15 protein-coding genes and 1 riboswitch are annotated in these 20124 nt (G+C 71.8%); of the genes, 6 read left to right on the top strand and 9 right to left on the bottom strand.

Translation table 11 applies throughout. From position 1 onward, the window contains the following. Positions 1 to 94: 94 nt before the first annotated feature. The gene (locus tag ACFFIA_RS38780; RefSeq protein ID WP_377261317.1) at positions 95 to 1876 is read right to left on the bottom strand and encodes a glycerol-3-phosphate dehydrogenase/oxidase; all 1782 of its coding nucleotides are present in this window, start codon (positions 1874 to 1876) and stop codon (positions 95 to 97) included. 87 nt (positions 1877 to 1963) lie between these two features. Between ACFFIA_RS38780 and ACFFIA_RS38775 the strand changes: the two genes are divergently transcribed. The 3 genes from ACFFIA_RS38775 to ACFFIA_RS38765 are packed head-to-tail and all read left to right on the top strand — an operon-like array spanning position 1964 to position 6560. Continuing rightward, positions 1964 to 4210, top strand: coding sequence for a S8 family serine peptidase (locus ACFFIA_RS38775; RefSeq protein ID WP_377261316.1), 2247 nt, complete (start codon positions 1964 to 1966; stop codon positions 4208 to 4210). Between the two features lie 22 nt (positions 4211 to 4232). Beyond that, positions 4233 to 5123 (top strand): GNAT family N-acetyltransferase, encoded by an 891-nt coding sequence (locus ACFFIA_RS38770; protein WP_377261314.1) that lies wholly within the window; start codon positions 4233 to 4235, stop codon positions 5121 to 5123. A gap of 27 nt (positions 5124 to 5150) precedes the next feature. Continuing rightward, the gene (locus tag ACFFIA_RS38765; protein ID WP_377261311.1) at positions 5151 to 6560 is read left to right on the top strand and encodes a sugar porter family MFS transporter; all 1410 of its coding nucleotides are present in this window, start codon (positions 5151 to 5153) and stop codon (positions 6558 to 6560) included. 4 nt (positions 6561 to 6564) lie between these two features. Here ACFFIA_RS38765 and ACFFIA_RS38760 read toward each other — a convergent pair whose 3' ends face one another. Continuing rightward, entirely contained in the window at positions 6565 to 7176 is a 612-nt protein-coding gene (locus ACFFIA_RS38760) for a dihydrofolate reductase family protein (RefSeq protein WP_377261309.1), read from the bottom strand. Between the two features lie 206 nt (positions 7177 to 7382). Here ACFFIA_RS38760 and ACFFIA_RS38755 point away from each other — a divergent pair, with 206 nt between their 5' ends. After that, positions 7383 to 7697: a hypothetical protein gene (locus ACFFIA_RS38755; RefSeq protein ID WP_377261307.1), complete on the top strand. Its 315-nt coding sequence runs from the start codon at positions 7383 to 7385 to the stop codon at positions 7695 to 7697. 100 nt (positions 7698 to 7797) lie between these two features. Here the strand turns inward: ACFFIA_RS38755 and groL are convergent, their stop codons facing one another. Next, entirely contained in the window at positions 7798 to 9420 is a 1623-nt protein-coding gene (gene groL / locus ACFFIA_RS38750) for a chaperonin GroEL (RefSeq protein ID WP_377261305.1), read from the bottom strand. A gap of 368 nt (positions 9421 to 9788) precedes the next feature. Continuing rightward, positions 9789 to 9992, bottom strand: coding sequence for a cold-shock protein (locus ACFFIA_RS38745; protein WP_173040429.1), 204 nt, complete (start codon positions 9990 to 9992; stop codon positions 9789 to 9791). A gap of 269 nt (positions 9993 to 10261) precedes the next feature. Here ACFFIA_RS38745 and ACFFIA_RS38740 point away from each other — a divergent pair, with 269 nt between their 5' ends. Both ACFFIA_RS38740 and ACFFIA_RS38735 read left to right on the top strand, forming a co-directional pair. Then, positions 10262 to 11080, top strand: a complete 819-nt coding sequence (locus ACFFIA_RS38740; RefSeq protein ID WP_377261303.1) for a serine hydrolase — start codon at positions 10262 to 10264, stop codon at positions 11078 to 11080. Between the two features lie 10 nt (positions 11081 to 11090). Next, complete coding sequence (locus ACFFIA_RS38735; protein ID WP_377261300.1) at positions 11091 to 11597, top strand: GNAT family N-acetyltransferase; 507 nt, start codon at positions 11091 to 11093, stop codon at positions 11595 to 11597. A gap of 19 nt (positions 11598 to 11616) precedes the next feature. Here the strand turns inward: ACFFIA_RS38735 and paaN are convergent, their stop codons facing one another. The 5 genes from paaN to ACFFIA_RS38710 all read right to left on the bottom strand — a co-directional run bounded on the left by paaN (position 11617) and on the right by ACFFIA_RS38710 (position 20050). Next, positions 11617 to 13293, bottom strand: coding sequence for a phenylacetic acid degradation protein PaaN (paaN, locus tag ACFFIA_RS38730; protein WP_377261297.1), 1677 nt, complete (start codon positions 13291 to 13293; stop codon positions 11617 to 11619). A 210-nt stretch (positions 13294 to 13503) separates the two neighbouring features. Next, complete coding sequence (locus ACFFIA_RS38725; RefSeq protein ID WP_377261294.1) at positions 13504 to 14523, bottom strand: GNAT family N-acetyltransferase; 1020 nt, start codon at positions 14521 to 14523, stop codon at positions 13504 to 13506. Between the two features lie 354 nt (positions 14524 to 14877). Further along, positions 14878 to 16179, bottom strand: coding sequence for a threonine synthase (gene thrC / locus ACFFIA_RS38720; protein WP_377261291.1), 1302 nt, complete (start codon positions 16177 to 16179; stop codon positions 14878 to 14880). An 11-nt stretch (positions 16180 to 16190) separates the two neighbouring features. Further along, positions 16191 to 16326, bottom strand: a riboswitch (SAM riboswitch). Between the two features lie 71 nt (positions 16327 to 16397). Further along, entirely contained in the window at positions 16398 to 17264 is an 867-nt protein-coding gene (locus ACFFIA_RS38715) for an ABC transporter permease (protein ID WP_377261289.1), read from the bottom strand. Next, a complete protein-coding gene (locus ACFFIA_RS38710) occupies positions 17261 to 20050 on the bottom strand; it encodes an alpha/beta fold hydrolase (RefSeq protein ID WP_377261287.1) in 2790 nt (929 codons plus the stop codon). Before ACFFIA_RS38710 ends, ACFFIA_RS38715 begins: the two co-directional genes overlap by 4 nt. Positions 20051 to 20124 lie beyond the last annotated feature (74 nt).

Raw genomic sequence — 20124 nt, 5'->3', positions numbered from 1 at the left:
GTGCTCATCTCCACCAGCTCGACGATGCGCTTCGCGGTGGACGGGGCGTCGCCGCAGTCAGCCCACCGCATGGACGGTACGCCTGGCCCGTTTCTCACGAGGCGAGCGGGCTGGCTCCCCGCACATCCGGCGCGCCGAGCCGGGCCGCGTCGGCCGTCGCGTCGTCGGGCATCTTCTGCGACTGGCGCTCCGCCTCGACCCGCGCCAGGTAGTGCTCCACCTCGCGGGCCCGCGCGTCGGCGTCCCACCCCAGCACCGCGCCCATGATCTCGGCGGCGTGCTGGGCCGACTCGGTGCCCCGGTGCGGCGTCTCGAACGAGATGCGGGTGCGCCGGGTCAGCACGTCGTCGAGGTGCAGCGCGCCCTCGGCCCGGGCCGCGTACGCCACCTCCGCCGTCAGGTACTCCGGTGCTCCGGCCAGCGGCGCGGCCAGCCCCGGCTCGGCGTGGATCATCGCGATGAGCTGGGGCGCGAGCGAGCCGTACCGCTCCAGCAGGTGCTCCAGCACTCCGGCCCGCACGCCGTACCGCCGCGCCAGGTCGAGCCGGTCACGCCACATCGCCGCGTACCCGTCGGCGCCGAGCAGCGGCAGGTCGGCGGTGCGGGAGGGCACACGTACGCCGAGCCGGCGGGCGGCCCGGTCGACGACATCGGCGGCCATCACCCGGTACGTCGTGTACTTTCCCCCCGCCACCAGCATCAGCCCGAGCATCGGCTCCACCACGGCGTGCTCGCGGGAGAGCTTCGAGGTGGGCTCGGCCTCGCCGGAGAGGAGGGGGCGCAGCCCGGCGTAGACGCCCTCGATGTCCGAGGTGGACACCGGCCGGTCGAGCACCTGGTTGACCTGGTCGAGCAGGTACTCGATGTCGCGTGCCGAGGCGGCCGGATGGTCGCGGTCGAGTTGCCAGTCGGTGTCGGTCGTACCGATGATCCAGTGACCGCCCCACGGCAGCACGAAGAGCACCGAGGTGGACGTGCGCAGGATGAGGCCGGCGTCGCCGGTGATCGCCGAGCGGGGCACCACCAGGTGCACCCCCTTGGAGGCGCGCACGCGCAGCCCGGGCCGCACACCGACGTCGCCGAGCATGGCCGAGATGTCGTCGCTCCACACGCCGGTGGCCGCGATCACCGTACGCGCGCGCACCTCGAACTCGCCGGTGCCGGACTCGAGATCGCGCACGCGTACGCCGGTCACCTCGCGGGCTTGCCGCACCATCCCGACAGCGCGTGTGCTGGTCACCACCGTCGCGCCGAGGCTGGCCGCGGTGCGTGCGAGCGTGACCACCAGGCGGGCGTCGTCGACCTGCCCGTCGTAGTAGCGGATCGCGCCGGTCACCGTGTCCGGGCGGAGGCTCGGGAAGACGTGCCGGGCGCCGTCGCGGGAGAGGTGGCGGTGCAGCGGCATGCCCCGCCCGCCGCCGAAGAGGCCGGCGAAGGCGTCGTACGCCGCCACGCCCGCCCCGTAGTACGCCCGGCGCCACGCCCGGCCCGGAAACTCGCGCGGCGAGTGGCCACCGGGCAGCGGTACGAGGATCGGCACCGGCCGCACCAGGTGCGGGGCGAGGCGAGTGGCGAGCAGGCCGCGCTCGGTGAGCGCCTCGTGCACGAGGTGCAGCTCCAACTGCTCCAGGTAGCGCAGGCCGCCATGGATCAGCTTGCTCGACCGGCTGGATGTGCCCGAAGCCAGGTCACGGGCCTCGACCAGCGCGACCTTGAGCCCGCGGGAGGCGGCGTCGAGCGCGGCGCCGGCGCCGGTGACGCCACCGCCGATCACCAGGACATCGAAGCGTTCGGTCCGCAGCCGGCGCAGGTCGGCGGCGCGGCGCTCGGGTGAGAGCTCGCTGGCGGCGTACCGGGACACGGCAGGATCTCGCACCCGTCCACCGTAGCCGCCGCCCCGCCACCGTGAGCGACCTACCGGCTCGGCGGTGGCCGCGTCACCGCACCCCACTAGGGTTCGCACATGGCGTATCCGTATCCCGCCGGCCCGGAGCGGCCCACCAGCCCGTGGGTGGTCGTCGCCGCGGCGTCGATCGGCGTTTGGGCGGTGGTGGCGACCGTCCTGTGCCAGGCGGTGGGCTGGCTGGCCGACCAGGTGCTCCTGGTGACCGGCCTCCATACGCCCGCCTGGACCTGGCCGGTCGTCGCGATCGTCAACGCGGTGCTGGTCGGCACGCCGTCGGTGATCCTCGCGTTCGTGCCGCGCTCCGCCGCGATACGCACCGCCGGGCGGGTCTGGCTCGCCGGCGCGGCGGCACTGGGCGGCCTCGGCCTGCTGCGCGCCGTGCCCCAGCCGCAAAACGAGTTCTACCTCGCCCTCCTCGCCCTGCTCGCGGCGGGCGGCGCGATCCTGCTGCGCGGCCGCCCGAGCCTCCCGGCGCTCGGCTTCGCGGCCGGGCTCGCCGTGCTCCTGCCATGGCTCTGGATCGGCGCGCTCGGCGGGCTGGCGGAGACCGTGCTCGCACTGCTCGCGGCCGCCGCGGTCGGCTGGCTCGCCGCCGCCATCCTCGACGCCGCCTTCTGGGACCGGTACGGCGTGGTGCTCGGCGGCTTCATCGCCGGCGTCACGCTGCTGCTGCTCGCGGCCGGCGTGGGGCAGGCCGGCGCCCAGCTCGCCGCGATGCTGGTGCTGCCGCCGCTCGGCTTCGCGGCCGCCGCGCTGCGCAGCGCCGCACCGCTGGTCGCGGTCGCAGCCGCCGGCCCGCTGGCCTTCATCGATCCCGAGGAGATCACGCTGCTGCTCAGCAGCGGGCGGGACCTGCCCGCGTGGGCCGCCATCGCCGCCGCCGTCTCCCTCGCCGTCGCGGTCCTGGTCGGCATCGGGTACGGGCTGGCGCGTTCCCGCCTCGCCCACCGCTGGGCCGGTGCGGTGGCGGTGGTCGTCGTGGTGATCGCCGGCGGGGCGATATACCTGGGACCGGGCCAGCCTGGCCTGCACGGCGAGCGCCTCTTCGTGATCCTCAAGTCGCAGGCGGACCTGACCGGAGTGACCGGCGGCAGCCACGAGGCCCGGGTCGCCAGCGTGTACGGCCGGCTGGTCGAGCACGCTCAGAGCAGCCAGGCCGACCTACGCCGCACGCTCGACCGGTGGCACCTGGACCACACGCCGTACTACCTGCTCAACGCCGTCGAGGTGGAGGGCGGCCCGGCCGTCCGGGCGTGGCTCTCCCGCCGCGACGACGTCGACCGCGTGCTGCTGAGCCAGCGGCTGCGCCCACTGCCCGCAAATCCGGGCGTGAGCCACGGCGACGAGCCCGCCCCTTCCGCCCCGCCGTGGAACATCACGCTGATCGGCGCCGACCGCGCGGCCAGCCAGCTCGGCGTCGACGGCTCGGGCATCGTGGTCGGCAGCTCGGATTCCGGTGTGGACGGTGCGCATCCCGCGCTCTCCGGCGGCTTCCGCGGCGGCGACGACTCCTGGTACGACCCGTGGAACCACACGCGCACGCCCACCGACCGAAATGGGCACGGCACGCACACGCTCGGCTCCGCCGTGGGACGTACGGTCGGCGTGGCCCCCGGCGCGCAGTGGGTCGGCTGCGTCAACCTCGACCGCAACCTTGGCAACCCGGCCCGCTACCTGGACTGCATGCAGTTCATGCTGGCCCCGTTCCCGTACGGCGGCGACCCGCTCACCGACGGCCGCCCCGAGCGGGCCCCGCACGTGCTCACCAACTCGTGGGGTTGCCCGCCGATCGAGGGATGCGACCAGGGGGCACTGCGCGGGGCGACCGCGGCGATGGCGGCGGCCGGCATCTTCTTCGCCGCGGCGGCGGGCAACACCGGCCCGTTCTGCGGCTCGATCGACGACCCGCCCGCCCCGTACGCCGATGTGGAGACGGTCGGCGCGGTCGACCGGCGCAAGGAGGTCACGCAGTTCTCCAGCCGCGGGCCCGCCGAGTCCGACCTCGCCAAGCCCGACCTGGTGGCGCCCGGCGACGACATCCTCTCCGCGATGCCCGGCGGCGGATACGCCCAGCTCAGCGGCACCTCGATGGCGACTCCCCACGTGGCCGGCGTGGTGGCGCTGATGTGGTCGGCAAACCCCCGGCTGGTCGGCGACATCCCGCGTACCCGGGAGATCCTGCGCGACACGGCCGTGTCCGCGAGCCCCGGCGACAGCACGGGCGAGTGCGCCCCGGTCGACGTGACCGGCGCCGGGATGGTCGACGCGTACGCGGCGGTGCAGGCGGCACGCACGGCATCGTGACCGCCCATTAATGTCGGCCAACGTGGAGTTCTCGATCGCCGCGCTGGCCGACACCGACGTACCCGCTGTGGTTGACCTGTGCCGCGAGGCGCTGGACCTGCCCGAAGACGCCGCGGAGGCGGATCAGATCATGGCCCGGCTGCGGGAGCGGCCGGGCGTGGGCTTCACCGCCACCGCCGACGGCGAGCTGGCCGGCGTGGTGCTCGGCTCGCTCTCGCACCGCGACGACTCGATCGGGCACATCGACCTGATCGCCGTCCGTCCAGCGGCCCGCCGCCAGGGCGTCGGGCGAGCGCTGCTGGCGCGGGCCGAGGGCGCGCTCGCCGGGCGGGGTGCGGTCGAGGTGTTGCTCGCCGGCAACCCGCCCACGTACGCCTGGCCGGGCATCGACGTCCGCTACACGCCGGCGGTCTGCGCGGCCATCGCCCACGGGTACGAACAGGACCGCACCGCCTGGAACATGACCGCCGACCTCACCGGCCTGCGCCCCACCGAGCCGGCCGAGGAGCGGCTGGCGGCGAGCGGCGTGACCGTGCGGCGGGCCGAGGCCGCCGACGTGCCCGCGCTGGTCGAGTTCGCCCGCGCCAACTTCAGCGACGGCTGGGCCGGCGAGGTCTCCGACTCGGTGGGCCGGTCCGGCGCGGGCTGCCACCTCGCGCTGCGCGACGGGGAGGTGCTGGGCTTCGCCGCGTACGGCTCGTCCCGCCCGAGCTGGTTCGGCCCGATGGGCACCGCGCCGGCCGCGCAAGGGCTGGGCATCGGGGGCGTGCTGCTCCGCCGCTGCCTCCGGGACCAGCGGGACACCGGGCTCGACACGGCTCAGATCGGCTGGGTCGGGCCGGTGCCGTTCTACGCCTCGGCGGTGGGCGCCCGGATCGAGCGCGTCTTCTTTCTTTACCGAAAGCAGCTATAAATCGGCTTGATCTGCGCAATATGGGTTATGGCGACGACCGCCCGTCCCGATACCGCTGGCAGCAGCTCCCACACCGGCGCCGTCCTGCTGGTGACCATCGCGGCCGCGCTCGGCGGCTTCCTCTTCGGCTACGACACCGCCATCATCAACGGCACCGTCGACGCGATCGAGGCCGAGTTCGGCATGTCCTCCGCGCTGCTCGGCTTCGTGGTCTCGTCAGCGCTGCTCGGCTGCGCGGTGGGCGCCTGGTTCGCCGGCCCCATCGCCGACCGCGTCGGCCGCGTACGGGTCATGCTCACCGCCGCCGTCATCTTCGGCGTGAGCGCGGTCGGCTCGGCGCTGGCGGTCGGCCCGATCAGCCTGACGCTGTGGCGCATCGCGGGCGGCCTCGCGATCGGCGCGGCGAGCGTGATCGCCCCCGCGTACATCGCCGAGATGGCCCCGGCCCACCTTCGGGGGCGGCTCGGCTCGCTCCAGCAGCTCGCGATCGTGACCGGCATCTTCGTGTCGCTGCTCGTCGACTACGTACTCGCGAACTCGGCCGGCGGCGCGAGCGGCGACGTGCCCTGGGGCGGTACGGCCTGGCGGTGGATGTTCGCCTCGGCGGCCGTGCCCGCGGTCGTGTACGGCGTGCTCGCCCTCCGGATCCCCGAGTCGCCCCGGTACCTGGTGAAGAAGCAGCACTTCGCGCAGGCCCGCGAGGTACTGCGGCGGTTTGTCGGCGGCGACGTCGAGCTGCGCCTCCGGGAGATCCGGCGCTCGCTGGCCGGCGGCGACCAGGCCGTGCACCTCTCCGACCTGCGCGGGCCCCGATTCGGGCTGCTGCCGATCGTGTGGGTCGGCATCCTGCTGTCGGTCTTCCAGCAGTTCGTCGGCATCAACGTGATCTTCTACTACTCCACCACGCTGTGGCAGGCGGTCGGCTTCTCCGAGGACGACGCGATGCTGACCAGCGTCATCACCTCGGTCACCAACATCCTCACCACGCTCGTCGCGATCGCCCTCATCGACAAGATCGGTCGCCGCCCGCTGCTCATCATCGGCGCGGCGGGCATGGTGGTGACGCTCGGCACGATGGCCATCTGCTTCAGCACCGCCACAGGCAGCGGCGACGACCTGAGCCTCGGATCGGTGGCCGGCCCGATCGCCCTGGTCGCCGCCAACCTCTACGTCGTCGCGTTCGGCATGAGCTGGGGCCCGGCGGTGTGGGTCCTGCTCGGCGAGATGTTCAACAACAAGATCCGAGCGACCGCGCTCGCCGTGGCCGCGGCGGCCCAGTGGATCGCCAACTGGCTGATCTCCACGTCGTTCCCGGCGCTCGCGGACGTCGGCCTCTTCCTCGCGTACGGCATCTACACCGCCTTCGCCGCCCTCGCGCTCCTCTTCGTGCTGCGCTCGGTACGCGAGACCAAGGGCCGCGAGCTGGAGGACATGTAGCGGCTCACTCAGCGGGCAGGTGCGCCTTCGCCTCGTCGTAGCCGCCCTCGGGCGCCTCGGCGGCGGGGCCGTAGACCAGGTACATCACGCCGGTGGTGAACGGCGTCGACGACAGGAGCGTGAGCGGGATCGAGGCGTCGCTCTCGTCGAAGAGGCGCGTCCCCTTGCGTACCGCGATCGGGTGCACCAGCAGGTGCAACTCGTCGAGCAGCCCCGCGGCGAGCAACTGGCGCACGATCGAGATCGAGCCGCTGATGCCGATCGTGCCCTCGCCCGGCTCGTTCTTCAGCGCGGTGACCGCCTCCGCCAGGTCGCCCCGCAACAGCTCCGAGTTGCGCCAGGTGAACTCCAGCGGCTGCCGCGAGACCACGATCTTCCGGGCGTCGCCCAGCTTCTTCGCGAAGGGCGCGTCCTCCGCACCGGCGGCCTCCCGCTCCGGCCAGGCACCGGCGAAGCTGTCGTACGTCACGCGCCCCAGCAACAGCGTGTCCGCCGCGCCGAGCTGCCCGTCGACGGCCGCGCCCATCTGTTCGTTGAAGTACGGGAAGTGCCACTGGTCCGGAGCCTCGACAACGCCGTCCAGCGAGATGAACAGGCCAGCGGTGATCTTCTTCATGACGCTTCTCCCACGTATCCGTCGAACGCTCGGTCTCGGATAAGACGGGGCGAGCCCGTTCAACTCATCGGTGACCCTACCGAGCCGCCCATCCCCCGCGCCGGAAGTCGCACTATAACCGGCAGGACGCACATCTGGATCGATACTCTCTTTTCACCGCGAGCTACCCGATCGACCCATAACGTTGCCCCTGGAAGGAGGAGATCATGGCCAAGGAAAAGCGACCTAAGGACGATCTCCAGACGATGGCGAAGTCCCGGATGGCTCAGATGCCGGCCGAGACGGCTGGGGGCAGGCTCGACGAGAGCCCCCCTCCAGGCGCGGCCCGACCCGACCGGTCGGACCGCCCGGAACGGCCCGACATGGCGGCCAGGCGGGACCTGAACCCACCACAGCACAACCAGCGCCAGTCGCAGCCTGGGCAGCCACGCGAGATGGGCAGTCCACCGCCGTCCAACGAGGACATGCCGCCGAAGCCGATGTCGCGGGCGGACAAGCAACGCAACCAGCCACGCCGCTGAACCGGTACGACCGTGCCGCAGCGACGAGCGCGCTGAACAGATAAAGAAAGGGGCGAGCCGGAGAACCCGGCTCGCCCCTCCTCGTTTGAGACGTGGACTGTCAGAAGTCCATGTCGCCGCCGCCGGGCGCACCCGCCGGGGCCTTGTCCTTCTCCGGCTTGTCCGCCACCACAGCCTCGGTGGTGAGGAACAGGGCCGCGATCGAAGCCGCGTTCTGCAGCGCTGAACGGGTCACCTTGGCCGGGTCGATGATGCCCGCCGACAGCAGGTCGACGTACTCACCGCTGGCCGCGTTGAGGCCGTGGTTGGTCTCCAGGTTGCGCACCCGCTCCACCACGACGCCACCCTCGAGGCCGGCGTTGACGGCGATCTGGCGCAGCGGCGCGTCCAGCGCGATCTTCACGATCTGGGCGCCGGTGGCCTCGTCGCCAGCCAGGTCGAGCTTGTCGAAGGCGGTCTTGCCGGCCTGGACCAGCGCGACGCCACCACCGGGGACGATGCCCTCCTCGACAGCGGCCTTGGCGTTGCGGACCGCGTCTTCGATGCGGTGCTTGCGCTCCTTGAGCTCGACCTCGGTGGCCGCGCCGACCTTGATCACCGCAACACCGCCGGCGAGCTTCGCCAGGCGCTCCTGCAGCTTCTCGCGGTCGTAGTCGGAGTCGCTCTTCTCGATCTCGGCGCGGATCTGGTTGACCCGACCCTGGATCTGGTCGGCGTCACCGGCACCGTCGACGATCGTGGTCTCGTCCTTGGTCACCACGACCTTGCGGGCGCGGCCCAGCAGGTCGAGCGAGGCGGCGTCGAGCTTGAGCCCGACCTCCTCGCTGATGACCTGGCCGCCGGTGAGGATGCCGATGTCGGTCAGCATCGCCTTGCGGCGGTCGCCGAAGCCGGGCGCCTTCACCGCGACGGACTTGAACGTGCCGCGCACCTTGTTGACGACCAGGGTGGCCAGAGCCTCGCCCTCGACGTCCTCGGCGATGATCGCGAGCGGCTTGCCCGACTGCATGACCTTCTCGAGGATCGGCAGCAGGTCCTTGACCGACGAGATCTTGCTGTTGACGATCAGGATGTAGGGGTCGTCGAGGACGGCCTCCATCCGCTCGGCGTCGGTCCAGAAGTAGGGCGAGATGTAGCCCTTGTCGAAGCGCATGCCCTCGGTGAGCTCAAGCTCAAGGCCGAAGGTGTTGCTCTCCTCGACGGTGATGACGCCTTCCTTGCCGACCTTGTCCATCGCCTCGGCGATGATCTCACCGACGGTGGCGTCACCGGCGGAGATGGAGGCGGTGGAAGCGATCTGCTCCTTGGTCTCGACGTCCTTGGCGATCTTCGCCAGCTCCTCCGCGACGTTGGCGACAGCCGCCTCGATGCCCCGCTTGAGGGCCATCGGGTTGGCGCCGGCCGCCACGTTGCGCAGGCCCTCGCGAACCAGCGCCTGGGCCAGGACGGTCGCCGTCGTCGTGCCGTCGCCGGCCACGTCGTCGGTCTTCTTGGCGACCTCCTTGACCAGCTCCGCGCCGATCTTCTCGTACGGGTCCTCGAGCTCGATCTCCTTGGCGATGCTCACACCATCGTTGGTGATGGTGGGCGCGCCCCACTTCTTCTCGAGCACGACGTTGCGGCCCTTCGGGCCGAGCGTCACCTTTACGGCGTCGGCGAGGGTGTTCATGCCCCGCTCAAGGCCGCGGCGCGCCTCCTCGTCGAACGCGATAATCTTGGCCATACGGCGTTGTCCTCCAGCTGGACATCCACAGCACTCCGAGCCATCAGCTCGAAGCGACCTTCCGTCCGGCCGGGCCGGATAGCCCGCGACGACCGGCCCGTGCCGCGCCACCGTTACGGTGCTCACGACCGTGGCCCCACCGCCCCGACCATTGGCACTCACATGCCGCGAGTGCCAATCACTTGTTTAGCACTCTCCCCTAGCGAGTGCAAGCGCGTCCGGTGAACGCGGAGTGGCTGCCACGTGCATGTCGCCCGCGCGGCGGGAAGCCGAGGGCTGCCTCGTGTGAGGTGGGCACGCCCTGGTGCTGGAGAAAGCTGGAGGCGGGGCCGGATACCGGTGCCCCGCCTCTACGGTTCGCTGAAGGATCAGGCGATGAGCCGGACCTTCTCGGCCTGCGGCCCCTTCTGGCCCTGAGCGATCTCGAACTCCACGCGCTGACCGTCATCGAGCGCCTTGTAGCCGTCCATCTCGATCGCCGAGAAGTGGACGAAGACGTCCTGACCGCCATCGACCGCGATGAAGCCGTAGCCCTTTTCGCTGTTGAACCACTTGACGGTGCCCTGTGCCACGGTGCACTTCCCTCACTTCGATGGTGCTGGGTTCGACAACCCCCGGCCAAACTGTTTGCTGGCCGGGGCCGCCGATCCGTGGTCCGGGGTGGTCCGTCGAACACAGCGGCCGAAATCGCACGCTACACGAGGACCCCCGCCCGCGCACTACCCCAAACCGGACACGGGGGTCGGGACCAGGCATCCTGCCGCCCCCACCAGCGCCCCTGCCTCGTTGAACCGGCGTGGTTTCGAACCGACGACACGCGCCCGGCAGGCATCGAGCGCGGTTGAGCCAGCGGTGGCTCGCGGCGGGGTACGCGACGGCCGCGCTGACCGCCGTCGCACTGCTCGCCACCGTGAGTACCAGCCAGGGCGCGATCCCCCGCTGGGTCGCCGGTGAGGTGCCGGCGTCACCGATCCCGGCGCCGAAGCCACCGCCGGTCGTCCACATCGACCACAGCGGCTTTCTCTCCTGGGCACTGCTGGACCGCCGCACCGGACGGATCAGCGGCTCGGCCAACCTGGGCGCCCCCAGCGACACCATGTCGATGGTGAAGGCGTGGATCGCGGCGGACTACCTACGCCGGCTGGGGAGCGAGGAGCTTGGCGAGACCCGCCGGCGCCAGCTCACCATCATGATCCGGGACAGCGACAACGCGGCCGCGCAGGCGCTGTTCGAGGCGGTCGGCCGCCGCGCCTCCATCGAGCGGCTGATCGAGATCTGCGGGCTCACCGAGAGCAGCGCGTACGGCAACTGGTGGAGCAAGACGTCCGTCACCGCCCGGGACACCGTACGGCTGGGCGCCTGCATCGCCGACGGGCGCGCGGCGGGACCAAAGTGGACGGCCTGGCTGCTGGACGAGATGCGCCAGGTACGCGGCGCGGGCGACTTCGGCGTACGCCTGTCGCTCCCCCAGCCCGAGGCCGTGGCGATCAAGAACGGCTGGCTCCTGCGCGACGAGGACAGGCTGTGGCACATCAGCTGCCTCGCGATCAGCCGCGAGTGGGTACTCGGCGTGCTCGCCCGCTACCCCGGCGAGCTGGGCTTCGACTACGGCACCTCGCTGTGCCAGGAGGTGGGCCGGCAGATCGTCACAGCCGTTTAGGGTGACCTGCATGACGACGCGAGCGACCGTGCGCCGGGTGCGGCGCCAGGACGCCGGCCGCATGCGCGCGCTGCGGCTGGAGATGCTCGCCGACACCCCGCTCGCCTTCCTGGAGACGCTGGCCGAGGCGGCAGCGCTCCCGCACGAGGAGTTCGCCGACCGGCTCGCACGCAGCTCGTTCGGCAACTTCTGCGCACAGTTCATCGCCGAGGTCGACGGCCGCTTCGTGGCGCACGCGGGCGGGCTCGCCGCGCCCGACGACCCCAAGGTCACGATCATCTTCGCCGTCTACATCACGCCCGCGCACCGCGGCGCGGGCATGCTCGAATACCTGGTGGCCGAGGTGGCCGCCTGGTCGCGCAGCGCCGGCCGCCCCGAGCTGATGCTGGAGGTCGTGGTCGGCAACGACCGGGCCCGCCGAGCGTACGAGCGGCTGGGCTTCACCGACACCGGCGTGCGCGTGCCGCACCCCGTGATCCCGGTGCTCACCGAGTTGCAGATGCGCCGGCCCGCCTGAGACGGGCCGGCGCGGAGCGTCAGGCGGTGTGCCGCCGCGACTGCACGATGCGGAAGCGGCTCGCCACGTAGGCGCCGTCGGTGAGCGCCGCGTTCGCCGCCGGATTGGCGCCGCTCGCGTGGAAGTCGGAGAAGGCCGCCGACTGGTTGACGAAGACGCCGCCGGTCAGGTTGCAGGAGAGGTGGACCCCGACGTCGAGCGCCGCCGCCTCCGCCGCGTCCAGCACCTTCTCGTCGGTCGAGTACACCGACGCGGTCAGCGCGCCCCGCTCGCCCACCGTCGACCGGAAGATCTCCAGGCTCTCCTCCGTCGACCCGGTCGCGATGACGAAGGAGATAGGCCCGAACCACTCCCGGCCGTAGGTCGCCGCGGCGTCCGCCGGCAGTTTCACGATCAATGGGGTACGAACGACGGCGCCCTCGAACGCCGGATGCTCCACGACCCGCGACTCCAGCACAGGCTCGCCGATCGACTTGACCTCGTCGAGGCGGTCGAGCACGCCGTCGTTGACGATCGCGCCGGTCAGCTCCACCGCGCGGGCGGGGTCGCCGGTCAGCTTGCCCACCGCGCCCGCGATGCCGGCCGCCACCTCGTCGAACGACTTGTGCCCCTGATCGGTGCCGATGCCGCCGGCGGGTACGAGCACGTTTTGCGGCGTGGTGCACATCTGGCCGCTGTAGAGGGTCAGCGAGAAGCCGAGGTTGCGGCACATCCCGGCGAAGTCGTCCGTCGAGTCGACCACGATCGTGTTGACCCCGGCCTTCTCGGTGTAGACGGCGGCCTGCCGGGCATTCTCCTCCAGCCACTCGCCGTACGCCGTCGAGCCGGTGTAGTCGATGATCTTCACTTCGGGACGGAGTGCCAGTGTGGACGCGAGCGCCTCGCCCGGCGCCTCCGGGGCCAACAGCACCAGGTTGGGATCGAAGCTGGCCTCGGCGAGCACCTCGCGGGCGTACCGCACGGTGATGGCGAGCGGCAGCACCGCCCGCGGATGCGGCTTGACGATCACCGGGTTGCCGGTGGCGAGGGAGGCGAAGAGCCCGGGGTACGAGTTCCACGTCGGAAACGTGTTGCAGCCGATGACCAGCCCCACGCCGCGCGGCACCACGTGGAACGTCTTGGTCATCCGCAACGGGTCGCCCTTGCCGGCGGGCTTCTCCCACCGCGCCGTGCCGGGGTGGCGGGTCATCTCCGCGTACGCGTACGCCACCGCCTCCAGCGCCCTGTCGAGCGCGTGCGCCCCGCCCGCCTGGAACGCCATCACGAACGCCTGCCCGCTCGTGAACTGCACCGCGTTGGCCAGCTCGAACACGTGCGCGTGCAGCCGCGCCAGGATCTCCAGGCAGACACCGACCCGGGCCTGCGGACCGGCGTCCCGCCAGGCCGGCAGGGCGGCCGTCGCGGCGGCGATCAACGCCCCCGCGTCGGCGTGCGGGTACGTCACCGCAAGCTCGACGCCGAAAGGGCTCGCCTCGGTGGCGATCCAGCCGTCGGTGCCGGGCTGGTCGAGCGGGAAGCGGTTGTCGAGGTACGCCCGGAACGCGGCTTCGCCTTCCGTGGCGGCTGTCTCGCCGTAGACACGAGGGCTCGGCGACTCGGGGTAGGCCGACCAGTAGCCACGGTCGGTGATGGCGCTGAGGGCACGCTCGAGGGTGGCGGCGTGCTTGTCGTGCAGGAGGCGCGGGGTGTCCGTCATGCCGTCATCATGCCGCAGTTCCGGTGGGATCGAGCGGTCGTCCAGCGGTGCGCCCAGCCCTCTTCCCGCTATACGCGCTCGCCTCCGCCTACTCGTACCTGATGACCGGCGGCTACGGCTGCCGCAACGTCTTCGAGCGGCACGCGGGGCTGACGGCTGGTGGCTACCGCCAACTCCCGCCGCGTCCCTGGGCCCTGCGGACAGGCACCGTCATAGGTCGTGCTGCCAGTTCTGCCAGGCATCGACGGGGCGGAAACCCATCGCCTCGTTGATCGAGATCATGTGGTCGTTGACGCCCGCGTTCCACGTGTCGATCACGCGCAGCCCTGGCTCGTACACGCGCGTGTACCGCAGATTTTCGATCTTGGCGACAGTGCCGAGGCGGTGGCCGCGGTGGGTCGGGTCGACGATGGTGATCTGCTGGAAGGCGTGCCAGTCGGCCGTGCCGGCGAAGTCGATCGTGGTGAACGAGACGACCTTGCCGCTCTCGTCGTGGCGCATCGCCGTGTGGTAGCGCCGGCGCCCGCGGGCGGCGACCACGGCGTCGATCGCGCGGATGCGGGACGCGTCGACGTTTTCCGCCTCCCAGGCGAGGTCGCCCATCGGGGCGTCGGTGAGCAGGCGGCCATCGAGGTAGGCGACGTCGTCGATGATCTCCTCGGGCGTCGCGCCCTTCCACTGGACGATCGAGTAGCCGCCGGCCCGCTCCCAGGCGGCGGCGAGCTGCCGGTCGAGGTCGGCGTCGTCGACCGTGGTGACGTCGAGGCGCCGGCGCACGTCGGTCAACGCGCCCTTGGCGCCCATCGCCGTGGCGAAAGCGCCGCCCGCCTCGTCACGCGCCACACCGCCGGGCAGCGTCTCGACCGACATCCCCATGATTCGCTTGCGGCCCAGGCCGCGGACCACGCCTCGCACATGGTCGTAGAGCGCGCGCCCCACACCGCGCCGGCGAAACTCCGGATGCACGGTGAGATCGGCGTCGGCGTTGTCGAGGTTGTCGAGCTGAGGCAGCTCGATGACCACGTATCCCGCGGCGGCGCCGTCGATGGTGGCGACAGCCCGCTCGTGCGAGGCGCCGGGCCACGGGTGACGCAGCTCGGCGAGAAAGCGCTGCCGGCCCACGGGTGGGAAGTCCGGCACGTCCGCGGCGATCGCGGCTTCGACGACCTGGTAAGCCTGCTCGACGGCTTTTTCGTCGGCCGGATCCAGGGGCTTGACGGCGATGTCCATGTCACCGAGGGTCTCGCGCTGGACCGCGCTCCGCGACCGATTTACCCGGGCGGCTTTGGTCGGGAGGGACGGTCGCACAGCGCCTCCGGCGCTGGGACGTTAGAGCAAAGCCTACGGCGACCGCCCTCCCGCACGGAGCATCCTGCGTCGTCCAGGTGGCTCCGTCAAGTCCCCACAGCGGTGTTTTCTCGACGGACGGCAAATTCACGACTACGCAATGCAACTTCCATCCCGGTCAGACCCCTCGCGACCTGCACTTCCCTCCATGGTCGCGCTCCCGCTCCGCGTAATCGGGAATCGCAAAATCGACGAAGGCATCTGGCCGGTCGCGCCTGACGGCCCCGGCCGCAAGGCTCAGGAGTCGAGGAGGCCGGCGTCGCGCGCGCCGCGGAGCGAGGGCTTGATCCGGTGGGTCGGACCGACCTGCTCGGCGACCGCGTCGATGGTCTTGAGCCCTTCGCCGGTGTTGTAGACGACCGTCTCGGCGTCCGGGTCGAGCTTGCCCGCCTCGACGAGCTTCTTGAGCACGGCCACCGTGACGCCACCGGCCGTCTCGGCGAAGACGCCGGTCGTCCGCGCCAGCAACTGGATCGCGTCGCGGATCTCGTCGTCGCTGGCGTAGTCCATCCAGCCACCGGTGCGGCGGACGGCCTCCAGCGCGTACAGCCCGGCGGCCGGGTCGCCGATGTTGAGCGACTTGGCGATGCCGACCGGTTTGACCGGGATGATGTCGCTGACCCCGTTGTGCAGCGCGACGGCGATGGGGTTGCAGCCGGCGGACTGTGCCCCGAAGACCCGCCATCCGTTGGCCGGCGCCTCGACCAGCCCGATCTCGACCAGCTCGCTGAACGCCTTGTCGACCTTGGTGAGCAGCTCGCCGCTCGCCATCGGGATGACCACCTGCTCGGGGATGCGCCAGCCGAGCTGCTCGGCGACCTCGTACCCGAGGGTCTTGGAGCCCTCCGCGTAGTAGGGCCGCACGTTGACGTTGACGAACGCGGTGTCCTCGAACTCGTCGGTCTCCACCAGCTCGCTGCAGAGGCGGTTGACGTCGTCGTACGACCCCTCGATCGCGACCAGATCGCCGCCGTACACGGCCGTCGTCACGACCTTGCCGGGCTCGAGGTCGCCGGGGATGAAGACGATCGACGGCACGCCGGCGCGGGCCGCGTGGGCGGCGACCGAGTTGGCCAGGTTGCCGGTGGAGGCGCAGGCGAACCGGGCGAAGCCCAGCCCTCGCGCCGCGGTGAGGGCGACCGAGACGACCCGGTCCTTGAACGAGTGGGTCGGGTTGGCGCTGTCGTCCTTGACCCACAGCGGCCCGCGGATGCCGAACTCGGCGGCGAGCTGCCCGGCGGAGATCAGCGGGGTCAGCCCGGGGTCGAGGGTCACTCGGCTGGCCGGGTCCTGCCCGGCGGGGAGCAGCGCGGCGTACCGCCAGATGCTCTCTGGGCCCGCCTCGATCTGTGCCCGGGTCACCCGCGCGAGAGCGGCCTGGTCGTAGGCCACCTCGAGCGGGCCGAAACACTCGTAGCAGGCGTGCTGGGCGGCGAGCGGGTACTCCTTGCCGCAGCCGCGACAGACGAGCGCGCGGGCCGGGCTGGCCGGAGCCGAGGTGCCGGAGGTGGTGGTTGTAGCGCCGAGGGTCGACGTCATCGCGAGGCGTCCTCTCATCTTTCCCTGCGCCGCACCGTGCGGCGGGGACGGAATTGGCACCTGTCCCGCGAAATCTCGTCGTCGAGTCGTGCGGGGTGGTTGCCGGGGCGTCTTCGGGCCGTATCCCTCAGCCCCTCTGGATGAGGTATTCAGTTGTGGTCCGACCAGTGTACGGGGCGGAAGCGGCTACCGGGCCTTTCCGGTGACCTGCCTCACGATCACGACACGACATCCTTTCGGGTGAATCGCCAGAAGGCGAGCGACCAGAAGAGCGTGGCGTACGCGACCGCCGAGATGCAGCCCTTCACGATGTCGTCGGACTGTGCCGGGGTCGAGAGGAGTCCCAGCCAGGCGTTGCTGTAGTGCGTGGGCAGGAACGAGCGCAGGCTGCCCAGCGCGGTGATCTGGTCCAGGATGCTGGAGAGGATGAAGAGCAACACCGCGCCGCCGACCGCGCCGAGCGGGGCGTCGGTGAGCACCGACAGCAGAAACGCCAGCCCGGCCACCACGAGCAGCCCCACCGCCAGGTAGCCGAGGATGCCGAGCAGCCGCAGCAGCCCCTCGCCGGCCGGGATCTCGGCGGCGACCGTGCTGCGCAGCGGCGACCAGCCGTACCGCAGCGTGCCGACGAGCAGCGCGGTGCCGGCGAGCAGGAGCAGGGCGATGGCCGAGTACGCGAGCGCGACCACCAGCTTCACCGCGAGCAGGCGGGCCCTCGGCACCGGTACGGCCAGCAGGTAACGCAGGCTCCCCCAGCTCGCCTCGCTGGCCACCGTGTCGCCGCAGAAGAGTGCCACCACGACCGTGAGCAGGAAGCCGGCCGAGACGAAGAGTGTGAAGAGCGTGAAGTTGAGACCGCCGGTGGTGGCCAGGTCGATCAGGCTGGCGAACTCGCCGCCACCGTTGTCGTCGTCGCCGCTGTCGAACTGGAACGCGATCAGCACGATCAGCGGCAGCAGCACCATGAAGCCGAGCGCGAGCTGCGTACGCCGCCGGGACGCCTGCCGCCGCCACTCCTGCCACACCGAGAGCGTGCGCCCGGGGCGGTAGCCGGCCGCCGCGCCACGCGTGGTCACCGTGCTCATCGGTCGCCACTCCCCCGCGAGTTGTCGCCCACCAGGGCCAGGAACGCGTCTTCGAGCCGCCGCCGGGGCACGACCCGGTCGACGCCCACGCCGGCCCGGACGAGCTCGGCGACCACCTCGCTGCGCGCGGTGCCGTTGATGTCGACCACGAGCCCGTTGGAGCCGTCGGTGGCGACCGAGCGCACGCCGGCCAGGCGGTCGAGCACGGCCTCGGCGGCGTCCACGTCGGAGACGTCGAGCCGTACGGTCGGCGAGTCGCCCACGATCTCCTCGACCGGGCCGGACGCCACGATCTCGCCCTTGTTGACCACGACCGCGTGTGTGCAGGTCTGCTCCACCTCGGCGAGCAGGTGGCTGGAGACCAGCACGGCCCGCCCGTCGGTGGCGTACCGCTTGAGGACGCGCCGCATCTCGGCGATCTGCGGTGGGTCGAGCCCGTCGGTCGGCTCGTCGAGCACCAGCAGCTCGGGCAGGCCCAGCATCGCCTGGGCGATGGCGAGGCGCTGCTTCATACCGTGGCTGTACTTGCGGATCTTGCGGTGGATGGAGTCGCCCAGCCCGGCGATCTCGATCGCCTCGTCGAGCCGCGCCTCCGCCTCCGGCCGCCCGGTCGCCCGCCAGTACGCCTTGAGGTTCTCCAGCCCGCTCAGGTGCGGCAGGAATCCCGGCCCCTCGACGAGCGCGCCGAGCCGGGACAGCACCGGCGAGCCGGGCACGAGCCGGTGCCCGAAGACGAAGATCTCGCCGCCGCTCGGCTGGGTGAGCCCCATGAGTACCCGGAGCGTCGTCGTCTTGCCCGCGCCGTTGGGGCCGAGGAGCCCAACCACCTGCCCCCGCGCCACCGTGAAGTCCACATTGGACACCGCGACGAAGCCGTCCGCGTACTCCTTCCGCAGTTGGCGGACGACGAGCGGCGTCTGCGCGTACTCCTCGACGATGGAGGAGTCGGCGCGGCGGTGCCGGCGGCGCACGACAAGGATGACCACCGCGAGCCCGAGCAGCACCGCGGCGACGAGCCCGGCGAGGACCCAGCGCCACAGCACCGCCGTGGTGGGGATCGGCTCACCGGCGATCGTGGGCACCGTGACGCCGTCACCGTCCAGGGCGACGGTGTAGAGGGCGGGCTCGGTGGGCGTGGCATACGACTGGTCGGAGGTGGCGACGACGACCCGCAACCGGTGTCCGGCCTCGACCCGGCGCACGATCGCCGGCAGCGTCACCGTGACCGCCCGCGCCTGGGCCAGGTCGGTGGGGAGGCCGGTCAGCCGCACCGGCGCCACGATGCCGCCGGGAAGCGTGGCGGTGCCGTCCTCGGCTACGTCGTAGAGCTTGACGAAGAGCACCGCCTCGCCGGTCGGCGATGCGGCCCGGATCGAGACCGTGGGCGCGCCGGCGATGTCGACCGCCTGGTCGAGCGGCTGCGACTGGAAGACGGCGTGCTGCCCGGGCAGGTCGCCGCCGAGCCCGCCGGCCGCCGAGGCCGCCGCGCCAAGGCTCCCGATCCCGGGGAGCGTGGAGATGGCGGCCGGGTTGCCGCCGGGCGGGTTGGCGATCGGCTGCGGCGGCCCGCCGACGGTCACGCGCTGCGTGGTCGTGCCGGTAAGGCCGGGGTAGTCGTCGACCGAGTAGCCGTTGGTGACCAGGCCGCGGTCCATCGCGTTGAAGCCGGCGACGCGCGACCAGGTGAAGCTGTTGGCCGGCGCCTCGCCCTCGCCCTTGACGTAGTGGTCGAGCCACTGCGCGGTGAGGAACCGCGTGCGGTCGCGGTCGGACTGCGGGCCCAGGCCGCCGTCGTGGCCACCGGTGAACCAGGCGACCCGCACCGGTGTGCCGTTGGCGGCGATGCCCCGCGCGTTGGCGTCGGCCTCGGAGAGCGGGAAGAGCGTGTCCGCTTCGCCCTGGATGAGCAGGGTCGGTGCCTTGATCCGGTCGAGTACGGTCGCCGGGCTGGAACGGCGCAGCAGCTCGACGGCCTCGGGCGTGGCCCGGCCGGAGGTGGCGGTGCGCTGGTACATCTCGCACACGTCCCGCGCGAAGCGCCCGCAGGTCGGGTCGAGTCCGATGCCTTCTCCAAGGTCGAGGCCCGCGCCGCTTTCTTCGAGGGCGCTGTCTCCTTCGAGGGCGCCGACGCCGGCGCTGCCGCCGAAGAAGAGGCCGGCCCAGCCCTTCTTGAAGACGCCGTCGACCGGGTCGCCACCGGTCGACTCGGGGAGGAACGAGCGGGCCAGGTCGTTCCAGGTGATCATCGGGACGATCGCGTCGACCCGCTGGTCCTGGGCGGCGAGGAGCAGGGCCAGGCCGCCGCCGTACGAGCCGCCGACCACACCGACCCGGGGATCTCCGTCGGCGTCCTTGCGCACCTCGGGCTGGGCGGCGAGCCAGTCGAGGAGGCGCTGCGCGTCGCGTACCTCGTAGTCGGGGCTGTCGAGGTGAATTTCGCCACCGCTGCGCCCGAAGCCACGCGCCGTGTACGCCAGCACCGCGTAGCCCAGCCCGGCCAGGTCCTCCGCGTCGGTGTGCACGCTCTGCTTCGTGCCGCCGAAGCCGTGCGCGAGCAGCACCGCCGGCACCGGCCCGCTGCGGTCGGCGGGCAGGTAGAGCGTGGTGTCCAGGTCGACCGGCTCGTCGCCGGCTGGCCCGGAACGGACCGTGAGCACCTGCTCCCGCGTCGTGTACGCCGCCGACTCCGGCCAGGCCAGCCACACCGCCGCCCCGACGAGCAGGGCGAGCGCGACCGCCGCCGCGGGGAGGGCACGGCGCAGGCGCGCGGACCGGATCGCTGGCATGACGCAAACGGTACGGCTCGCCGCACCGACCTGACTGAGAACCCTCTCAGGATGAAAGGCCGGGCTACTCTCGG

This window comes from Phytohabitans kaempferiae (genome assembly GCF_042433955.1).
GTDB lineage: Bacteria > Actinomycetota > Actinomycetes > Mycobacteriales > Micromonosporaceae > Phytohabitans > Phytohabitans kaempferiae.
The sequence above is the reverse complement of the archived record's forward strand: the minus strand, read 5'-3'. Positions and strand labels throughout refer to the sequence as shown.

What these genes read in the sequence shown, in the direction of transcription:
- ACFFIA_RS38755 (WP_377261307.1), top strand. Translation starts at nt 7,383, where the DNA reads ATGGCCAAGGAAAAGCGACCTAAGGACGATCTCCAGACGATGGCGAAG.
- ACFFIA_RS38765 (WP_377261311.1), top strand. Translation starts at nt 5,151, where the DNA reads ATGGCGACGACCGCCCGTCCCGATACCGCTGGCAGCAGCTCCCACACC.
- thrC (WP_377261291.1), bottom strand. Translation starts at nt 16,179, where the DNA reads ATGACGTCGACCCTCGGCGCTACAACCACCACCTCCGGCACCTCGGCT.
- ACFFIA_RS38710 (WP_377261287.1), bottom strand. Translation starts at nt 20,050, where the DNA reads ATGCCAGCGATCCGGTCCGCGCGCCTGCGCCGTGCCCTCCCCGCGGCG.
- ACFFIA_RS38760 (WP_377261309.1), bottom strand. Translation starts at nt 7,176, where the DNA reads ATGAAGAAGATCACCGCTGGCCTGTTCATCTCGCTGGACGGCGTTGTC.
- ACFFIA_RS38715 (WP_377261289.1), bottom strand. Translation starts at nt 17,264, where the DNA reads ATGAGCACGGTGACCACGCGTGGCGCGGCGGCCGGCTACCGCCCCGGG.
- ACFFIA_RS38735 (WP_377261300.1), top strand. Translation starts at nt 11,091, where the DNA reads ATGACGACGCGAGCGACCGTGCGCCGGGTGCGGCGCCAGGACGCCGGC.
- ACFFIA_RS38725 (WP_377261294.1), bottom strand. Translation starts at nt 14,523, where the DNA reads ATGGACATCGCCGTCAAGCCCCTGGATCCGGCCGACGAAAAAGCCGTC.
- paaN (WP_377261297.1), bottom strand. Translation starts at nt 13,293, where the DNA reads ATGACGGACACCCCGCGCCTCCTGCACGACAAGCACGCCGCCACCCTC.
- groL (WP_377261305.1), bottom strand. Translation starts at nt 9,420, where the DNA reads ATGGCCAAGATTATCGCGTTCGACGAGGAGGCGCGCCGCGGCCTTGAG.
- ACFFIA_RS38775 (WP_377261316.1), top strand. Translation starts at nt 1,964, where the DNA reads ATGGCGTATCCGTATCCCGCCGGCCCGGAGCGGCCCACCAGCCCGTGG.